Source organism: Maribacter sp. 2-571 (assembly GCF_050589625.1).
In the GTDB taxonomy this organism is placed as follows: domain Bacteria; phylum Bacteroidota; class Bacteroidia; order Flavobacteriales; family Flavobacteriaceae; genus Pelagihabitans.
The window spans coordinates 57,825-76,685 of record NZ_JBNGOP010000026.1 but is presented as its reverse complement, the minus strand read 5'-3'; the positions used below and the strand labels follow the sequence as shown (position 1 = coordinate 76,685).

Genomic DNA, 18,861 nt, shown 5'->3' with positions numbered 1-18,861 from the left:
TCAAAGAACGGCCGTAACTTGTATATTTTTAAGGTCTTTACAAAGATTACTATTACATTAACCGGACACTATTGACTATTGAGTAATGAGTAGAAAGAGGTTGATGGGTTCGAACTTGTGTTTGAATTTGATTTTTGCGTTTGTAGTTGAACAGAGGTCTGGACTCCGCTCGACCGGACATACTTTTCTTTGATTGGCTGAAAGGCTCCTTCCTCCTTCTTCTTTCAGCGCAGCGGTCTTTTTTTCAATGAGCAATTAGGTAATAAACAATGAACAATTGAAAGTACTTGGTGCAAAGTAATTAGTACTTAGCATGGTTTTGAGCTTGCACTTGACACTTGCGCTTGAACTTTCTTTAAGTGCAGCGGTCCTTTCTCCTTTCCCCCCTTTTCACACCCGTTCCAAGGAAAAATCGGAATGTTCGGCCATTTCGTTTTGAAGCGTTTCTTTCCAGGCGAGCAGTTGCGCATCGTCGGTTTTGTAAATGGTTTTGAACTCCTCCAATATCGACTCCAGATGGTTACGGATACTATCGATATCGAAATACAAACGGCCCGTTCTCCTGATAAAGAAGTCCATTGGGTTCTGTACCATCTCATAATCGATTCCAAAACGCAGTTCGGCCTTGATCAATCGTACATAAGGATCCTCATCTTTTAATGCGGCATAGGTCTCCAAAATCGTTTCTGTCTGTTTTCCGTAGTTGGTCACCAAAAACCAGGCGTCGTATTCGGTAAAGCCATCGGCTTTTATCCGTTCGAAGATTGCGTCGATGTATTTGGTAACGTGTTTGAACTTTTTAAAATCGGTATTGCCACATAGCGGAATGGCATCGGTGGTACACTCCTTTAGTTTTTTACCGCCCACTTCTTCCATTTTTTTGGCGATGCGGTCCACGATCCGTTCCGCCATTTTCCGGTACCCGGTCAATTTTCCACCGGCGATACTGATCAGACCGGTTTCCGAGGTGAAAATTTCATCTTTCCGCGATAATTCGGAGGCCGACTTCCCTTCTTCGTGAATCAACGGGCGGAGTCCGGCCCAAGATGATATGACGTCGTCCAGCTCCAATTCAATTTTCGGGAACATATTGTTTACCGCCGATATGATATAGATCGCATCGGCCAGATCAGTGGTCACTTTATCCTTATTATCATTGTAGTTGGTATCCGAAGTACCGACATAGGTCACTTTCCCTCTTGGAATGGCAAACATCATACGGCCATCGGGTACATCAAAATAGGTAGAATGCTTTAAGGGCAATTTTTCATATGGGAAAACCAAATGCACCCCTTTCGTTAAGTGCAGGCGTTTCCCTTTTTTGGAGTTGTTCACCACACGGAGTTCATCGACCCAAGGCCCTGCGGCACTTACGACATAGTTCGACTTTATCGTTAACGATTCTCCGGAAACCCCGTCCTTTACTACCACTCCAGCGATGGTATCCTCTTCATATACAAAATCGGTCACTGCCGCATAGTTCAGCGCTTGTGCACCAAATTGCAGACTGGTCTTTATATTTTCGATGGTCAGTCGGGCATCATCGGTACGGTACTCGGCGTAGTATCCGGCTCCTTTCACTATTTTTTTTGGAAGCAAGGGTTCCAATTTCATGGCCTCCTTTTTCTCCAACATCTTTCGCTTGTCATCTCCGGTTACCTGCGCCAAAATATCATATACTTTCAGACCTATGGAAGTAAGCCATTTCCCGTAAGACCCGTTTTCGATCAATGGCAATAGCATTTTTTCGGGCAATACCAAGTGTGGTGCCAGCTTATGTACGATCGCGCGTTCCGACCCTACTTCTTTCACCAACCAAAAATCGAACTGCTTCAAATAACGCAGTCCACCATGGATAAGTTTGGTAGACTTGCTGCTGGTACCCGATGCAAAATCACCCTTTTCCACCAGCGCTACTTTCAGCCCTCGCGAAGCGGCATCCAAGGCGATACCCCCTCCGGTTATTCCACCACCAATGACCACTAAATCATAGGTTTCCTTGGCCATTTTGGCAACCGTTTTTTTTCGATTTAAATTTGAAAACTTGATATTTTTTGACATTCCCTTTTCATTTCCACCCTAGTTACAAGGGTTGTGTTTATATATTGCGCAAATTTTTATTGTTCTTCCCAACCTTTGGTACGCTCCACGGCTTTCTGCCATTTGTCGTACAATCTTTTTCGTTTTACCCGATCGAACGTCGGTTTAAAAATCCGGTTCATGGGGCGGTTTTGGTCGATATCCGCTTGTGTCCAAAGTCCTACCTGAATTCCCGCAAGAAAGGCGGCACCCATGGCGGTAGATTCGATGACTTCTGGTCGATGCACTTCGGTATCCAAGATATCGGCCTGAAATTGCATCAAATGGTTATTGGCGCAGGCACCCCCGTCCACCCGAAGGTTTTCGAGCTGTATTCCCGAATCGTCTTCCATTGCCTTGAGAATATCCTTGGTCTGATAGGCCAAGGACTCCAAGGTCGCTTTTGCCAAATGGGCCTTTCCGGTATCTCGGGTAAGCCCGAATACGGCCCCTCTGGCATACATATCCCAATAGGGCGCTCCCAGACCGGCAAAGGCGGGCACAACATACACTGGGTTCTCCCCTTCGATGGAATCGGCCAAGCCTTCGGTTTCCTTGGCATCTTTTATAAGTTCCAGACCGTCACGTAACCATTGTATGGCCGCCCCGGCGATAAAAATACTTCCTTCAAAGGCATAGTTCACTTTCCCGTCCAAGCCGTAGGCGATGGTGGTCAACAGTCCATTTTTGGAAAATTGTGGGGTCTCCCCGGTATTCATAAGCATAAAGCATCCGGTGCCATAGGTGTTTTTAGCCGTTCCCTCCTTAAAACAACCCTGCCCGAATAGGGCCGCTTGCTGGTCCCCGGCGATTCCCGCAATGGGTATGGCGGTGCCGTTAAGCGCGTAGTCGCCAAAATGATATGCCGAAGGCTTTACCTCGGGCAACATGCTTTTGGGGATATCCAATGCCGTCAGCATTTTATCGTCCCATTTCAGGTTGACGATATCATAGATCATCGTTCGGGAAGCATTGGTATAATCGGTGATATGATTTTTCTCGGTAGACATGTTCCACACGAGCCAGCTATCGATGGTTCCCATCAACAGGTCGCCCTTTTCCGCTCTTTCCCGTGCACCTTCCACATTGTCGAGGATCCATTTCACCTTAGTGCCCGCAAAATAGGAGTCGATGACCAAACCGGTAGTTTTGCGCACGTGCTCGGTGAGACCACTATTGGTCAAATGTTCGCAGATATCGGCCGTTCGTTTGTCTTGCCAAACAATGGCATTGTAAACCGGTTCACCGGTATGCTTGTCCCATACTACGGTTGTTTCCCGTTGGTTGGTAATACCGATCGCCTTAACATCGGAAGCGGAAACCCCTTCCTTCTTGATCAATTCGTCCAGCACTCCCAATTGTGAGGCCAAAATTTCGTTTGCATCATGTTCCACCCATCCCGACTTTGGAAAAATCTGTTTGAATTCCCTTTGTACCATTCCTTGAATAGTTCCTTTGGCATCAACAAGCAATGCCCTTGAACTCGTGGTACCTTGATCGAGCGATATGATATAATCCATAATGTTCTTTCTGTTTTTTTGACCGTGATTTTCTGTGCCTTACGTAAATATAGGGCATTCGGAAGCATTCACAAAAAAGCGCCGTTACTCTATCGTTATCGTAACAAAAACTTCATTACCGAGCGCATCTATCACGGTTATTTTGTGTTTTCCGGGCGGCGGAACCATACCCATTTCATGAAAGGTAACGGTCTGCCCCATAAAGTCGTCGTTCAAATACCAATACACTTGGGTTTCCGGTTTGGAATGGGCGAGCTTAAAGATGACTTCGTTGGTTTTCCCCTCAAAATTTTTGACCAGCCCGATACGGCTCCCCATTTTAGGATATATGAATTCCATGGGCGGCGCCGTATTTTGTTCACATCCTTGCAAAAAAGGTGGCAGCACCCGATACTCCGGATGGCTCCTTTTGTAGTAGTATTCCATTAAGGTCGGCAATACGAACCAGGATCGGGAAACGGTTTGCGATAGGTCGGCACAGGAGGAGTTTACGCGAAACTGTTGTGCCGCGTTCAGCTGTATAGTATGGTGGTACGGGCATGCCTTTACGTAATTTTTTTTATTGGGAATCCTTCGGACGGTCGTAGGGCACTCGCCGGTGGCCAGGTAACCACTTTTGGTACACACACCGATATCCGTAAAGGCATCCAAGGGTTCGGAAAACCATGTACTGGTCGGTAGTATATCGAACACATCGAACAGCACCGGGGCCGCACTGGAAACTCCGGTTACTTCGGGCCGCCCCTCGCCATCGGCATTGCCGACCCAAACGCCTACTACATACTTTTTGGAAACGCCTATGGCCCACGCATCCTTATTACCAAAACTTGTTCCCGTTTTCCACGCAATCTGTTTGCTGCTATCGTAAAATTCCCAAGACTCGCTGCCTTCGGGGCGGTTGACTTCCTTCATGGCCTCAAAAGTGAGGTAGATACTCCCTGCATCGAACAGGGTTTCTTCTTGCACCAAAGTACCTTGATCCGGTAGTTTGCCATGGGTCAAGACCGGATCTACGAAGGCGTTGCTGTAATACTCACTGGAGGACCTATTGAATTCGTTCACCGTGGCGGCAAGATTTGCATACGTCTTGCACAGGTCCCAAAGGTTGCTTTCGGCCCCTCCCAAAATTAAGGTCAACCCATAATGATCGGCACTTTTATCGATACCCTTCAATTGAAAAAGGTGTAACTGATCCCGAAATTTTTGCAGTCCGTATCGTTGTAACAAGCGTACCGCAGGTATATTCAACGAGCGGGCCAAGGCTTTTTTTGCCGTAACCGCTCCGCTATAGGCATCGTCAAAGTTTTCCGGGGTGTACCCCGCAATTTGGGTGGGCACGTCGGGGACCAACATTTCGGGCAACAGCTCCCCGGCGTCGAGCATGGCCGCGTATAACAAGGGTTTTATAACACTTCCGGTACTTCGGTTCGCCTGCACCATATCCACATCTTTTTGGTGGTCGTTGGTGGTCGGCGAATTCCCTATGTAAGCAAGTACTTTTCGGGTGTCCACCTCCATCACCAAGACGGCGGCATTGTGTACCTGGTTTTGTTTTAGTTGGCCATAATGTTTGGCAACAATGGTGTTGGTTTGTAGTTGTAAGGTCTCGTTCAGGGTAGTTGTGATCCGTTGTCCCTTATATTTCTTATCGGTATACTGTACCAAGTGCTTTGCCATGGTAGGCAGTGGATAGGGTTTTTGGGGAAGTGGTTCCAACTTGGCCAGTTCATAGGTGGTAGAATCGATGGTATTGCCCTGCCATAGTTTTTTCAGCAACCGATTTCGCTTTTTCAAAAGGAGTTGTTGATTTTTACCGGGATAAATAAGGCTGGGCGCATTGGGCAGTACGGCCAAGGTAGCCGATTCCGCCCAAGAAAGTTGGTGTGGCCGAAGTCCAAAATACCGCCATGCCGCCACATCAAGGCCAACTACATTCCCCCCATAAGGGGCATGGCTGGCATACAGACGCAAGATTTCCCTTTTTGACTGTCGAAATTCCAAACGGGTGGCCAATACCAGTTCAATTGCCTTTTCCCAATAAGATCGCGACCTTCCACTGCGGGACAGTCGGATCAGCTGTTGGGTAATGGTGCTTCCACCACGCACGGTTTTGCCCGCGGAAACATTTGCCCCCAAGGCTTTTACCATAGCGACCGGATTAAAGCCGGGATGCCGATAAAAATAAGCATCTTCGAAGGCCAACAAACAGGTTTTGAACTTTTGGGGGACGCTATCCACTTCCGGAAAACGCCATTGGCCATCGTCCGCGATCTTGGCCCCTAATAATGTTCCGGTACTACTTTGCACCACTGTTGCGGTAGGGGCATCGAACAACACTTTTGGAAGGCTTTGATGGTACACCGCTAACAGCAAAAAAAGGAACAGTAGTTTTTTAGGGTGCTTTTGAAAAAAACGCTTCCCCCGGTCCAACGGACCGGATCGATCCTTCCCATTGGGAGAGCCTTTGTCCGATGTTTTGTATTGCATCTTATTTTTCAAAGGCATACGAACGTTCCACCAAGCATACCCGTACTTTGTACCAACTGTACCAATCCGCTATACCCTTTTTTTGCGCCAACAAATGGTCCGTCTGCTGTTTCCAGTGCGCAATGGCTTGCATACTTTCCCAATAGCTGACGGTAATCCCGATGGTTTCGCGAGCGCTTTCCATCCCTAAAAACCCAGGTTGTTCCTTTGCCAAGCGTTCCATGGAACGTGCCATGTCGGCATAGCCCTTGTCCCCTTCGGTTCGGCCAGAGGTGAAAATTACGGCATAGTATGGTTCGGTTCGGTCCATCATTGTAACGGTTGTCTTTACCAAAGTTTCCGGGAAGCTTTTTACACGATATATTCTTTCTCCAAAAAATACCCAACTATCGCCTCTTTCATTAAAATCGATTGTTCCCCGGCCTTTAAGGGCGGAAGCTCCTCTTTTACGGTATAGTGTGGCCACCCTTCTTCATCAAAAAAATCAAATGCATAGTATCCGTAGGGTTCCAACAAACGGCAGATGGCAATATGCATGAGATCGAGTTTTTGGTCTTTTTTGTACTTGCGATGGTACTGCCCCAATTCCTGAATTCCGACCAAATAAATGATACTATCGAGTTCAAGGGCATCGCCATCACTGAATTGATCGGAAAGCTTCTTGACCAGCATCTCCCATCGTTCTTTTAATTTTTCGTCTCTTGCCATATTCGGTTGCCGCTTTTCAGCGATTCAAAGGTACGAATCAAAATGCTACATTTGTGTAAACGTTTTGGTATGGCTTTCTTGGATATTGTATTGGGACTACTCCTTATTTGGGGACTCTGGAAGGGGTTAAAAAATGGCCTTTTTGTTGAAATCGCTTCGCTGATCGCACTGATAGCAGGTATTTTCGGCGCCATCCATTTTTCGTACATCGCAGGAAACTACCTTCACAAAAACATGCAATGGAACGAAAACTATATTAACCTGGCGGCTTTTATCATTACGTTCATCATCATCGTGACCGTGGTTCATATCGCCGGAAAGTTGTTGACAAAAATTGCGGATTTTGCAATGCTCGGCCTTTTGAATAAAATTGCCGGCGGCCTTTTTGGAATGTTGAAAGTTGCCGTCATTCTGGGAGCCCTGCTCGTATTTTTCGACCGAATGAACAACACTGTGGGGTTTATCGATCAAGAAACAAGGGACCGATCGGTACTGTATACCCCGATTAAGGACATTGGGGCGTTCGTGTTTTCAAAAGTATTGCAAGAAGACCGATCGGAAACCGAACCACTAGGCATCTAATTCCATTTCAAAGCTTAAAGAGGTATACTTATACCAGTTTAACTTTGAAATAGCACTAATAAATCGTTTCTTTTTCAGCTGTTCGTCGTTAAAAAATAGAACCGTAGCTAAGGCTATGCTTAGATCCCCGGTCAAGCCGGGGACAGGCTTTTTGCCTCGAATAACTAAAAAATAATTCAATTTCTATACGCGCGATTTCAAAGTTAAACTGGTATAAGATGCATAGGTTTACAGGAAAAGAATGAAATTCCTTTTCAATATGATTTTAAAGTAGCAGTAAACCGTTGGAAGTTCACTTTTGCTTCTTTATCGGACACCTTTTATCAATGGCCGGCCCATCCAAAAGCCAATTGCCCGGTATTGTCGGCACCATGGGTAATATGACCCGTACCGTCATCGCCAAAACGATAGTTCAAATGGTCAAAGGACGCCAATTGAAACAAAAATTGCATTTGGGAACCCGTCTCCGGGTTTTGAGGATATTCCGCACCTTGAACCCAATAGGGCCATCCAAAAAGTTTATCCTTCCGGATCGGGCTGCCGATCTTTTGCTCATATAGGTAATCGAATACACCATCATGTGGTACTTCAATACCCAAAATGTCATACTCCTCACGATGCGGATAATCAAAACAGGACTGCCATCCGACAATCCGTTTCTCTTGAAAAACCTCGGTGAGATTCGGACGTACTTTTGCCGATGGTCCGGTGACGGAAATCTTCCGTACTACTGAGGCTTTGGAAAAAGGTAGATACCCTTCCAAGATACTGGAGCAATCGGTTTCCTTTGCCGTGCAATAAAACAATTGTACCAAGCCGTCCGCTTGCCTTTCCGGTAGATCTGCAAGGTTCAACTGTACCAAAAGATCCATGTTGCGTTGACAATTGGGACATACCGGCCAATCGTTTTCGTTTCTTAGATAGGGAATGCCCCCTATTTTGGAAATCGAGGAAAATTCCATTTTTATAGCCTCCGTAACAGGTAGGTAGGCCTTCTTTTTATGTGCTTCAAAAATGGCATACGTACGCTCCAGCAGCTGCTGTAGTTCCTCGTAGGAGGTGGCTGCCAAATGTAACATACCGGTTTCGACCGGAAGTGATTTTTTCATGTTCGATTACCTTTTTTCTGCTGTTTTAAAAACATATCGGTTGTTCACAAGGGCCCAGTAACGTTCCGGTGAACGGATAATATCCATACCGAAACCGCTTATTTATTGTATTACGGTTACCCATTTGCCTTCCGTACGTACCGAATAATCGTTGTCGTACATGGCCTCTGCCTGTATTCCGGGCAGATAATACCGTCCCAGATAGGAAGCGTTCAATAACACCCGAAAGGTTTTTGATTCGTTCTTTTTCATATCGAAGTAAAAATTGGAACGGTCATCACGAATATCGGTATGTTCGACCTGATTTTCGGCAAAATCGCCAAAATCGGTAAATCGTGTATTTACAATTTCCCAACCGCTGGGGAAAATCTCCGACAGGGCCACATCTTTAATGGCTTTGGCGGTGGTATTCGTCAAAACGACCTCGGCAACAAAGTCCGTCCCCTGAGTGAGCTGATCAACATTCAATGTTCCTCCGTCACGACTTTTGTAGCGCACCTGAGCGGATAGGTTTCGTTGCACTGCCTTCTCGGATCCTACAGATAAAATACCGGAATTGACGATGTTTACAAAGAGTGTATTGCCCTCCAGGTTCTGCAATACGATCTCGTTGGTTCCTTTTTTGACCTTTAAAATACGTTCGGCCAAGCTCTTGCCCGTGTCCACTTTTTCCGATTTACCGTTCAAGGTCACCGTGGCCTTAACACCCTTACCTCCGACCATTTCGGCAAATTTGGCCATCGCCAACAAACTATAGGCCGTACTTTGTGTACTCATATAAGTACGTTCGGATAGGCGCCCGGCAATGGTCTTGGCCAGGTCCTGCGTTTTTGGTTTATCCTTTAAGAGCACATAGGTCTCTAAAGCCATGGCCCTATTTCGGTCCGGTGAACCGTAGGAATAGTAATGGTAACGATCGTTTTCAAAATCGTAGGTCGTTTTCGCTAAAATTTCGCGGGATACTTTTTCTTGACCGATAAGGGCGTAAGCGGCCGCCAAACGAAATTTTGCGGCATTGGTAAGTCCGCTCGTTTCCCGCATACGGTTCATACTGGCAACATCGGCATTCCCTGACAATGCCAGGGTATACAAACGATATGCCTGTGCCAGATCGGTACGGTTGCTGTCCGAACGCCACTGCTTTGCGGTCTGCTGTTGGTATTTTACCCAACTCGATTTAAAACCGATGGGCAACACATAGCCTTTCTTTTCCGCCTCCAATAAAAAATGGCCGGCATAACTGGTTCCCCAGTCGTTCGAATTCCCTTGTCCGGGCCAATAGGAGAATCCGCCCGAAGCATTTTGAAAACGTCCCAATCGTATGATGGCACGATCGATATTTTCTTGTATCCTCCTTTTTCGATTTCCGTCCAGATCAAAGATCGAGGTCAAATACAATTGCGGGAACGCCCCGGAAGTGGTTTGTTCCACACATCCGTGCGGATAGCGTATCAGATACTGCATGCGGCCGTTAAAATTCATTGGGGGCAGTGTAGAAAACTCCACTTGTGCCCCGTTGCTCCCCGCAATTCCAAAGGTCTCCAAAGCGAGGGTCTTCTTCTCGTTCGCATCAAGTACTATTTCCTGTAGTTCCGTAGTTACCGGGTTGGGATTCACCACATCTATCGGAATTTCAAAAGAAGCTTTTTCACCGTTTCCGGAGGCTTCCACGATGACCTTTCCGATACCCTTAAAGTCGGCTACCTCCAGTTCAAAATAGGCCATCTGCTCGTCTGGCTGTTTAAAAGTCAGGGATTGCGTAGCTGCTCCAGCAATTTTAAAGGAAGGGTGTGGTTTCAATTTTAAGGTAACCTTCTTTACCTTTTTCTCCATGGCAAAAACGGTGACCGGTAAGGTAACTTTTTCGCCCGGGGTTATCTTTCGTGGTAAAGATGCCAAAATCATCAACGGTTTTCGCACTGGAACGGTTTTTTCCGCGATTCCGTACGCCTCTTTGTCGGCATTCCCCGCTACGATCATCGCCCGTACCGATCCCACATACTTTGGAATGTCGATCTTATGCGACTTTGTTTCCCCTTTTTTAAGGTTAAAAGGCCCTAAGTGTACTACCATAGGTTCAAAACGGTTCGCCTTTTTATTTTTTGCCCCGGCCAGCGCTCCATCGCCTCCAACTGCAAAAACTTGATCGATACGGCCCCCGAATGCCCCGATAACATCATCGTAGATATCCCAGGTTTTTACGCCCAACGCCTCATGTGCATAAAAGGTATCCCAAGGGTTCGGGGTTTTAAAACGGGTAAGGTCCAGCAGACCCTCATCCACAAGGGCGATACTATAGGTCATGCCTTTTTTATTCTTTTCGCTCACCTTAACGGTAATCGTCTCTTCCGGTCGCAAGACTTCCGGCATGTTTAACACCGGTGTCAGCCGCGTATCAGGATTTTCTACCGAAATCGGCATTACACCGTACAGCCGGATAGGGTTGTCGTTTAAGGAACTGGCGTGCGGTTGCAGCAACGAAATATGGATAAAGACATTTGGCGTGTACAGGGCATCGATGGGCAATTCAAACTTGGTTTCATCCTTTTTGGTAGCCACCCATAGCGATTCCAATACTTCGGTACCGTTTTCAACGGTAACCAATGCACGTGAGCCCGCTGAACTTGGAAAAGTGATGGTTGCCGTCTCCCCAACATTATACGCTTCCTTGTCGGACGAAAAAACGAGCATGGTAGCTGCCTCCGGATCTGCCTTTCGTGATTTTCCCGCCCATCCGGGCCAATCAATGTAAACCGCTTTGCCCGTAGCATGCCCCCCATTGGGGTCGGCTACTCGCACGAGATAACGGCCCCATTCCGGATACTTCAATTCAAATTTAAAGGTGGCCTTTCCCGAATGATCGGTCTGTATGGTTTTATTGAAAACTTCACGATGGTAGCTGCTACTGCTGTAGTTGGACAAATTGTTATTGGAGGTGTCCCACCACCAGCGCCATTCTACTTTGTGAACGGAAACTTTGAGGTTTTTCACCGATTTGGCCTTCCCTTTTTCATCGACCGTAACCACTTCAAAGGTATGGGGCGTATCGGTCAGCAACATGCCTCTTGCCTTATCGCCTTTTGGCACGTTTAGCCCTACATAGGTGTCGTAGGGGGAATAGGATTTTGTGAACACATCGGTACTAAAATCGCCCCCGTTTTCATATACTTTGGTTATAAAGGCCGCCTTTAACATTCCCGGGGACTCGCTGCTCAACTGTGGTGTCATTTTAAAAGTGGTCTTTCCTTCTTCATCGACCCTACCATCAAAAACCACCTGATCTTCTGAAGAAAAATTGCGGGTCGGATCGTCGAACACATATCCGGGAAAGGATTTGAACTCCGTTTGGGTGGTGTTGAACTTGGCCGTGACATCGGCCTTCAAATTTTTGGCGATGGCGCCGTGCAACCATTTTACTTCCATGGTACCGGCAATAGGGGCCGCCCCGTTCAAGACTTCCGCGTCAAAGTCGGTTTTTATCTTTAAGCGGTTTGGCTTAATGGTCTCTATTTTGATCGATTTTGTAAACGTGGCCCCTCCAACGGATACTTTGGCCAACCAGTTTCCGGTGGGCGCATTTTCATCGGTCTTTATATTAAATTGGTAAAAATTGGAGACACTTCCAGTCCTGATTTCCCGTACCACCACCTTGTTGTAAGGGTCCATCAATTCTAATTTTACCGGATGGTCTTCCGGAATATCGTTGGCCTTATCGTTTAGCATGAACGATAGAAAAATTTGGTCTCCCGGTCGCCAAACACCGCGCTCGGCAAAAATGAACCCTTTCAGGCCTTTTTTAAGTTGTACACCGGAGACCCGAAATTTACTGACCGACAACGCATTACCATCATTAAGCTTCACATAGGTTTTTTGTCCGTTGCTGGATACCACGGCGAAAAAAGCCAATTTGTCGGCGTCGTACATGGTAGTACCGTCCACATCGGTAACCAGGGTCGCCATTTCCTGTTGCTGAAAATTGTAAAAGGTCACCTTTGCGCCTGCGATCGGGTTGGTATTCAGCAAGTCGGTCACGGCGACGAAGTAGCTTTTGTTGATGCCCCGCTTTACGGTTACCCCGAGATCAGAGGCCAATACGTTGGTTCCTATCTTTTTATCGTAATAATAGGATTTGTCACAAGGGTTCTCACGCTCGTTCCAATCGTAATCATAATAGTAATCGTTGTAGTAATAGCCTTCAACACCGTCCCAAGCGCTGTCCTCTTCTTCCTCATCAAAATCGGTTTCGTTTTCTTCCTCCTCGACTTCAAAATTGGTCGAACTACAACCGTAGGCGCTATCGCTGGGCCCAAATTCGAATTCGACCCTGTAAATGGCGCCGGGTTCCGGAGTAATCAACGCTTTTAGGTCCAACGCACTGGCGGACCACTTGCTAACGGTATTGGACAAGTTGTTTTGGAGCTTTATGCGTGTTTTGGCAATGGGCCGTGCCACGGCCATTAAATTGCCATTCCCGCCCAAATTGTTGGCCTGTAAAAATTGTAGCACGTTGTTTTCGTAAATGCGGTATACCGCCACACGTACCGATTTTAGATTGACCGTTTCAAAATTGATCTTTAAGTTGCTCGATGAGGGCAGTATGGTACCGTTCGATAACAAACGTACTTGTGGCTTCAATTGTTCAAAGGCAATACGTTCGGTATACTTATTTCGCAACTTCACTCCATCGGTACGCTGCACGCCCTCAAAAACTTCCAGATTGACCGTACCAAGGAGTTCTTTTGAGGGGTACACCCTAAGGGTATTTCCCAATACTTTATACTTGGGCGAGTCGTCGCCTTGCAGTACGATCAATCCCTTAAAATTCTGGCCTTTTTTTACCGGATCGGAAAAGTTGACCAGCACCACGGGGCGATCGGTCGTTTCTACCGTGGTACTCAAAACGGTAAAATTATTTTTTCCCGGGATAAGAATACTATTTTTTCCTTTGTTATCGATATCGAAAGAAGTACCGTCCCATTCCAGCTCCAGTTGGGAATCCTCTTCGAAACGCTGAATACTGTCTATTTTGAACGTAAATTGATTGCCCAATTGAACGGCCCCATCAAACTGGAGTTTTACCTCTTTTCCGTTACGTCTTGCCTTGATCAATTTTTTTGCCGTTTCCAAGGGAAGCATATCGGCCGTTTTCACCTGACCGTTAACGTATTGATACTGTTTGGAATACGACTGAAGGGCGTCGGTGTAAATGTTGAATTCCTGTTTGATGGTCTGTACCTTGAAAGAAAGCGTTTGCAGTTCGCCTGGCATATCGGCTATAAATTCCTCCAGCGCTACCGTAAACTCGTATTCCGTATTTTGATCAAAGCCTTTTTCAGGTTTGAACGAGATGGTTCTGTTATCCAAGGCGACCACCTTGCCTTTTACCTTTGGGGAGGTGCTCATAAAATCACCGTCGAGCTCCTGTCCCGCATTCCAATTGGCCACCGGTTCGGTAAGTACCACCCGTACATCACTCTGCGCGGAAATGATACCATGGGACACTTGGCTTACGTACTCCTTGTATTTATTGAGATTGTCGAGCTGCTCTCCAATGGTTTCCGTTTTATCCTGGCAACCAAAAAATAAAAATGCAAGTAAGGTGAGGCGAAAAAGTGGTTTGGCGGTCATATCAAAAATTTAGTTCAAAAGTAACAGGGAGGTAGTCAAAAACTATCCCATAATTCCGTGAAATTACCGCCCCGGGAAGCTTGTTAAAAACTACAACGATTTTGTGTTACTCTTTAGTATTTCCTTAACGAGGAAAGTGGTTCTACTATAGATCAAGTCACTTTCTACGTACAAGAGTTTCTTTTGGATGTGCAGTTCATCGAAAAAAAGAAATTTTTCGACCAGAAGTGGACTATTTTGGCTAACATTACATCGTTGATTTGCCCCAGTTCAACAGAGAACACACGAGAACCCCCATTACTCTTACACCTACCGCTAGGACACCTGCTTGCAATTTAGAACATTGTATGAAAATGAATTTACGATATGCCCTTTTGGCATGCTTCGTATCGTTGGTGGCATCCTGTACCAAAACCAGTACCGCCGAAGAAGAGGGAAGCATTGTTCCAGAAGCAAGAAATGTAGTTGCCGTAGAACAAGAACTGTTGAACGTGGTGAACGAACACCGTTCCTCGCTGGGATACGAAACCTTGGAGTATAGCGACACTGCCAAAAAGTATGCGGACCAACATACCGACTACATGATTGCCAAGGGAAATCTGAGTCATGATAACTTTAGTGCCAGGGCTTCCAACATTTCTACCGAGGCAAGCGCCGAAGCGGTAAGTGAAAATGTTGCGAAGGACTATTTTACCGCAAGAGAGGCTTTTGAGGGATGGTTGAAGAGTAGCAACCACAAAAAAACGATGGAAGGGGAATTTACGCATACGGCAGTGAGCGTTAAAGAAGATGTTTCCGGAAACTACTACTTCACCCAACTATTCTATCGCTAATATTATTTCCAATATTACTATACAGATTAAAAACAGGGATTTTTTGTTTATGCGAAAAAGAACAGTTTTTAAGGTGTAATACCTTTTTAACTTTGAAATCGCGCGTATAGAAATTGAATTATTTTTTAGTTGTTCGAGGCAAAAAGCCTGTCCCCGGCTTGACCGGGGATCTAAGCATAGCCTTAGCTACGGTTCTATTTTTTAACGAAGAGCAGCTGAAAAAGAAACGATTTATTAGTGCTATTTCAAAGTTAAAATGGTTTAATACCGTCGGTAACAGCATAAGAGTGTCATAAGCCGTTTTCTTTTCTTATTTTTGATTTAATCGATGTGCGTTCGCTATCTTAACCGCCCATTGAAGAACGTACCCCGTTCATCTTGTTGCTCTAAAATTAGTATATGGCCATACAAGCTCCTTTTAATCTGCTTCAGTGGATCGAAGAAAACCGTGATACCCTAAAACCTCCGGTAGGAAACAAAAACCTTTATAAGGAGGCAGGTGATTATATTGTAATGATCGTTGCGGGGCCCAACGCCCGAAAAGATTATCATTATAACGAAACGGAAGAACTCTTTTATCAATTGGAGGGAACTATTGAAGTCCATATTCAGGAAAACGGAGCAAAAAAGACCATGGCCCTAGGGCCTGGGGACATGTACCTTCACCCTGCAAAAGTGCCGCACTCGCCCGTACGGCACGAGGGTAGTATCGGCTTGGTAATCGAACGAAAAAGAGCGGATATGGAAGCCGATGACGGCCTGCTTTGGTTCTGTGACAACTGTAATAACACCCTTTATGAGGTGTATTTTAAATTAAAAGATATCGAAAAGGACTTTTTGGGCCATTTTAAAGCCTTTTACGGTTCGGAAGCGTTAAGAACATGTGACCGTTGTGGCACGGTCATGGATACGGACCCTCGATTCACCTCAACATAGAAACTATGAAAATTGCTATCCTTATCGGAATCGGATTCGTTGCACTCCTACATATTTACTTTTTATGGTTCGAGATGTTCTCTTGGACCGTTAGGGGACCAAAAATATTTCGATCACTTCCCAAGGACATGTTCGAACCCACAAAGGCCATGGCCGCCAACCAGGGACTTTACAACGGATTTCTGGCGGCGGGACTTATTTGGACTTACTTTATCGAAAATCCGGTTTGGTATAAGAATATCGCACTCTTCTTTTTGGGCTGCGTTGCAGTGGCCGGTATATACGGCGCGTTATCGGTAGCGCGAAAGATTTTTTTTGTACAGGCGTTGCCGGCGTTGATTACCATAGGGCTCTTACTCTTTTTCTGAGCTTTAAGAGCTAAGCATAGACCTTATGAAAAAATGGTTTCGCCCCTTATTATTGTTTTTCATTGTTATTTGCCTTTCCCACAACCTTGTCTACGCCCAAGAAATGCCCCCTCAAGAAGTTGTCCAAAAACAATTGGAGTTTTATAACAAGCGCGATATTACCGGTTTTATGTCGGTAATCGACCCAAATATCGTTTTCTACGATTTTTCTACGGGCCAAAAGACCATGGAGGGTGCAAAAGCTTGTCGTGCGTTTTACCGTGCCCTTTTTGATGCCTCGCCAACATTACATTCCAAAATCCTTACCCGAACCGTTTTTGGAAATAGGGTCATCGACCACGAAGCCATTAGCGGTCGCAATGGAAGTGATCAAATCCTTGAACTGGTCCTTATTTTTGAAGTGAAGGGCGAAAAAATTATCAAGATTACGGTGATAAAAAAGGAAATGTAAACCCTCGATTATTTGTAGATTTGTAAAAATATAACAATACACACTTAAAAAGTTATAAAATGTCAGATATCGCCTCACAGTTTGGAATTGATACCGCTTTGACCGCCCTTGGAATCCAGGAAACGAACCTTGGAACTTCAACGGGTATCGAGAATTTTGCCAATGGCAAGGTAATCGCATCATACTCGCCCGTAGACGGTAAGCTGATCGCCAATGTAAGCACCACTTCAAAAGAAGACTATGAACGTGTGATGACCGCCGCCTCCAGCGCTTTCTTACAATGGCGCACCTCCCCGGCGCCACAGCGAGGGGAAGTCGTTCGCCAGTTCGGGGAGCGTTTACGGGAACTGAAAGAACCCTTGGGCAAACTGGTTTCCTACGAAATGGGAAAAAGCTATCAAGAGGGTTTGGGCGAGGTTCAGGAAATGATCGATATCTGCGATTTTGCAGTGGGCCTCTCCCGACAACTCCATGGGCTGACCATGCATTCCGAAAGGCCCGGGCATCGTATGTACGAGCAATACCATTCGTTGGGCATCGTAGGCATCATCTCTGCCTTTAATTTTCCGGTGGCCGTATGGGCATGGAATACGGCCTTGGCGTGGATATGTGGGGACGTATGTGTTTGGAAACCTTCCGAAAAAACGCCTTTGTGCGGTATTGCATGCCAGCGAATAGCGGCCGAGGTATTTAAGGCCAACGGTCTGCCCGAAGGCATTTCGTGTCTGATCAATGGGGACCACCAAGTGGGGGAATTCATGTCCCATGATGTCCGTATTCCATTGGTATCGGCAACCGGTTCCATTCGTATGGGCAAAATTGTTGCGCAGGCCGTCGCGGCCCGACTGGGCAAATCGCTTTTGGAGCTTGGTGGCAACAATGCCATTATCGTTACTCCCGATGCCGATATTAAAATGACCGTAATCGGTGCGGTATTCGGTGCTGTGGGCACAGCGGGGCAACGATGTACCTCTACCCGTAGATTGATCGTTCACGAATCGGTCTATGATCAAGTGAAAGAAGCCATGGTAGCCTCCTATGGGCAACTGCGTATCGGCAACCCTCTGGATGAAAATAACCATGTGGGGCCCCTGATCGATGTTGGGGCCGTAAAGGGATATCAAAATGCCTTGGAAGAAGTTGTGGCAGCAGGCGGTACGCTGCTTGTAGAAGGTGGTGTTTTGGACGGCCCGGGGTATGAAAGCGGCTGTTATGTAAAACCGGCCATTGCAGCGGCCCAAAACAGCTTTCAAATCGTTCAGCACGAAACTTTTGCCCCGGTGTTATACCTATTGAAATATAGTGGTTCCGTAGAAAATGCAATCGCGATACAGAACGGTGTGGTTCAAGGGCTTTCCTCGGCCATTATGACCAATAACCTAAGGGAAGCGGAACGTTTTCTTTCGGTAGCGGGAAGCGACTGTGGTATCGCCAATGTAAACATCGGAACATCGGGCGCCGAAATCGGTGGTGCTTTTGGTGGTGAAAAAGAAACCGGCGGCGGACGGGAAAGCGGGTCGGACGCTTGGAAAATTTACATGCGCCGTCAAACCAATACCATTAACTACACTACCGAACTACCTTTGGCACAGGGCATTAAATTTGATCTGTAGCACCCGTAAAAAAGAGGCGAACAACGCTATCCTTAAATCCTTTTTTACGCTGCTTATGGCCACAATAAAATAACCCGCCATCTTTTTACCTCCCCGTTCCCCCGATCGGATGGTTCAAAAATAGCGGGATTAACCAACTAAATTAACTCGAATAGAACCGCTCTTCAAGTAGCTTTCCCATGCCTACTATGGAGCGTAATCATGATATATTTATATTAAACTCTTTCTTGCATTTTACCTTGTCTAAACTCCCGATCCTCTGATTAAAAGTCTGTTGCAATCGGTTTGAAAATTTTAATCCTTGTTCTGTTTCTTTTTCGTTTGACAAAAATAATTGTATGGGAGATTTTTTACGTCCATAATGTATGGTTGGTCATTTTTCCTGTATAAATGGTCAAGATCATGTGTAGAAACAATTTCCTTTAATTACAATGCCATTAAACCATATAATTAACTCGAGGGGCCGTCACAAAAAAAGGAAGACCCTCTTGCAATGCCGGAACTTGGTCGGGAGCAAAAGGGTCCTTTATCTTATGTTTTACAAAGG

General features: G+C 46.0%; 13 protein-coding genes. 6 read left to right on the top strand and 7 right to left on the bottom strand.

The features are described 5' to 3' along the window. Positions 1-390: 390 nt before the first annotated feature. The 5 genes from ACRD7P_RS16620 to ACRD7P_RS16600 form a co-directional block, all read right to left on the bottom strand. On the bottom strand, positions 391-2,061 hold the full coding sequence (locus tag ACRD7P_RS16620; protein ID WP_430908786.1) for a glycerol-3-phosphate dehydrogenase/oxidase: 1,671 nt from the start codon (positions 2,059-2,061) through the stop codon (positions 391-393). 56 nt (positions 2,062-2,117) lie between these two features. Then, positions 2,118-3,599: a glycerol kinase GlpK gene (glpK, locus tag ACRD7P_RS16615; RefSeq protein WP_430908784.1), complete on the bottom strand. Its 1,482-nt coding sequence runs from the start codon at positions 3,597-3,599 to the stop codon at positions 2,118-2,120. An 84-nt stretch (positions 3,600-3,683) separates the two neighbouring features. After that, the gene (pbpC, locus tag ACRD7P_RS16610) at positions 3,684-6,086 is read right to left on the bottom strand and encodes a penicillin-binding protein 1C (RefSeq protein ID WP_430908782.1); all 2,403 of its coding nucleotides are present in this window, start codon (positions 6,084-6,086) and stop codon (positions 3,684-3,686) included. 1 nt (position 6,087) lies between these two features. Then, the gene (locus tag ACRD7P_RS16605) at positions 6,088-6,396 is read right to left on the bottom strand and encodes an antibiotic biosynthesis monooxygenase family protein (RefSeq protein ID WP_430908788.1); all 309 of its coding nucleotides are present in this window, start codon (positions 6,394-6,396) and stop codon (positions 6,088-6,090) included. A gap of 41 nt (positions 6,397-6,437) precedes the next feature. After that, positions 6,438-6,794: a hypothetical protein gene (locus ACRD7P_RS16600; RefSeq protein WP_430908781.1), complete on the bottom strand. Its 357-nt coding sequence runs from the start codon at positions 6,792-6,794 to the stop codon at positions 6,438-6,440. A 69-nt stretch (positions 6,795-6,863) separates the two neighbouring features. On the opposite strand from ACRD7P_RS16600, the gene ACRD7P_RS16595 reads away from it, so the two are divergent. Continuing rightward, complete coding sequence (locus tag ACRD7P_RS16595; protein WP_430908780.1) at positions 6,864-7,376, top strand: CvpA family protein; 513 nt, start codon at positions 6,864-6,866, stop codon at positions 7,374-7,376. A gap of 323 nt (positions 7,377-7,699) precedes the next feature. Here ACRD7P_RS16595 and ACRD7P_RS16590 read toward each other — a convergent pair whose 3' ends face one another. Together ACRD7P_RS16590 and ACRD7P_RS16585 are read right to left on the bottom strand one after the other, a co-directional pair. Next, entirely contained in the window at positions 7,700-8,485 is a 786-nt protein-coding gene (locus tag ACRD7P_RS16590; protein ID WP_430908779.1) for a DUF1963 domain-containing protein, read from the bottom strand. 102 nt (positions 8,486-8,587) lie between these two features. Then, the gene (locus ACRD7P_RS16585) at positions 8,588-14,113 is read right to left on the bottom strand and encodes an alpha-2-macroglobulin family protein (protein WP_430908778.1); all 5,526 of its coding nucleotides are present in this window, start codon (positions 14,111-14,113) and stop codon (positions 8,588-8,590) included. 347 nt (positions 14,114-14,460) lie between these two features. Between ACRD7P_RS16585 and ACRD7P_RS16580 the strand changes: the two genes are divergently transcribed. The 5 genes from ACRD7P_RS16580 (at position 14,461) to amaB (ending at position 18,314) form a co-directional block, all read left to right on the top strand. After that, entirely contained in the window at positions 14,461-14,946 is a 486-nt protein-coding gene (locus ACRD7P_RS16580) for a CAP domain-containing protein (RefSeq protein WP_430908777.1), read from the top strand. 399 nt (positions 14,947-15,345) lie between these two features. After that, positions 15,346-15,882: a 3-hydroxyanthranilate 3,4-dioxygenase gene (locus tag ACRD7P_RS16575; RefSeq protein WP_430908776.1), complete on the top strand. Its 537-nt coding sequence runs from the start codon at positions 15,346-15,348 to the stop codon at positions 15,880-15,882. Between the two features lie 5 nt (positions 15,883-15,887). Then, positions 15,888-16,250: a DUF1304 domain-containing protein gene (locus tag ACRD7P_RS16570; RefSeq protein WP_430908775.1), complete on the top strand. Its 363-nt coding sequence runs from the start codon at positions 15,888-15,890 to the stop codon at positions 16,248-16,250. A 25-nt stretch (positions 16,251-16,275) separates the two neighbouring features. Further along, positions 16,276-16,701 carry a nuclear transport factor 2 family protein gene (locus ACRD7P_RS16565; protein WP_430908774.1) on the top strand — a complete coding sequence of 142 codons (426 nt, stop codon included), beginning with the start codon at positions 16,276-16,278 and terminating at the stop codon, positions 16,699-16,701. A 59-nt stretch (positions 16,702-16,760) separates the two neighbouring features. Beyond that, positions 16,761-18,314: an L-piperidine-6-carboxylate dehydrogenase gene (amaB, locus tag ACRD7P_RS16560; protein ID WP_430908773.1), complete on the top strand. Its 1,554-nt coding sequence runs from the start codon at positions 16,761-16,763 to the stop codon at positions 18,312-18,314. Positions 18,315-18,861 lie beyond the last annotated feature (547 nt).

Bases quoted from the DNA above. Each gene is read 5' to 3' on its own strand.
- ACRD7P_RS16595 (WP_430908780.1), top strand. From the start codon at position 6,864: ATGGCTTTCTTGGATATTGTATTGGGACTACTCCTTATTTGGGGACTC.
- ACRD7P_RS16590 (WP_430908779.1), bottom strand. From the start codon at position 8,485: ATGAAAAAATCACTTCCGGTCGAAACCGGTATGTTACATTTGGCAGCC.
- ACRD7P_RS16570 (WP_430908775.1), top strand. From the start codon at position 15,888: ATGAAAATTGCTATCCTTATCGGAATCGGATTCGTTGCACTCCTACAT.
- ACRD7P_RS16620 (WP_430908786.1), bottom strand. From the start codon at position 2,061: ATGTCAAAAAATATCAAGTTTTCAAATTTAAATCGAAAAAAAACGGTT.
- ACRD7P_RS16565 (WP_430908774.1), top strand. From the start codon at position 16,276: ATGAAAAAATGGTTTCGCCCCTTATTATTGTTTTTCATTGTTATTTGC.
- pbpC (WP_430908782.1), bottom strand. From the start codon at position 6,086: ATGCAATACAAAACATCGGACAAAGGCTCTCCCAATGGGAAGGATCGA.
- glpK (WP_430908784.1), bottom strand. From the start codon at position 3,599: ATGGATTATATCATATCGCTCGATCAAGGTACCACGAGTTCAAGGGCA.
- ACRD7P_RS16605 (WP_430908788.1), bottom strand. From the start codon at position 6,396: ATGGACCGAACCGAACCATACTATGCCGTAATTTTCACCTCTGGCCGA.
- ACRD7P_RS16600 (WP_430908781.1), bottom strand. From the start codon at position 6,794: ATGGCAAGAGACGAAAAATTAAAAGAACGATGGGAGATGCTGGTCAAG.
- ACRD7P_RS16585 (WP_430908778.1), bottom strand. From the start codon at position 14,113: ATGACCGCCAAACCACTTTTTCGCCTCACCTTACTTGCATTTTTATTT.
- ACRD7P_RS16575 (WP_430908776.1), top strand. From the start codon at position 15,346: ATGGCCATACAAGCTCCTTTTAATCTGCTTCAGTGGATCGAAGAAAAC.
- ACRD7P_RS16580 (WP_430908777.1), top strand. From the start codon at position 14,461: ATGAAAATGAATTTACGATATGCCCTTTTGGCATGCTTCGTATCGTTG.
- amaB (WP_430908773.1), top strand. From the start codon at position 16,761: ATGTCAGATATCGCCTCACAGTTTGGAATTGATACCGCTTTGACCGCC.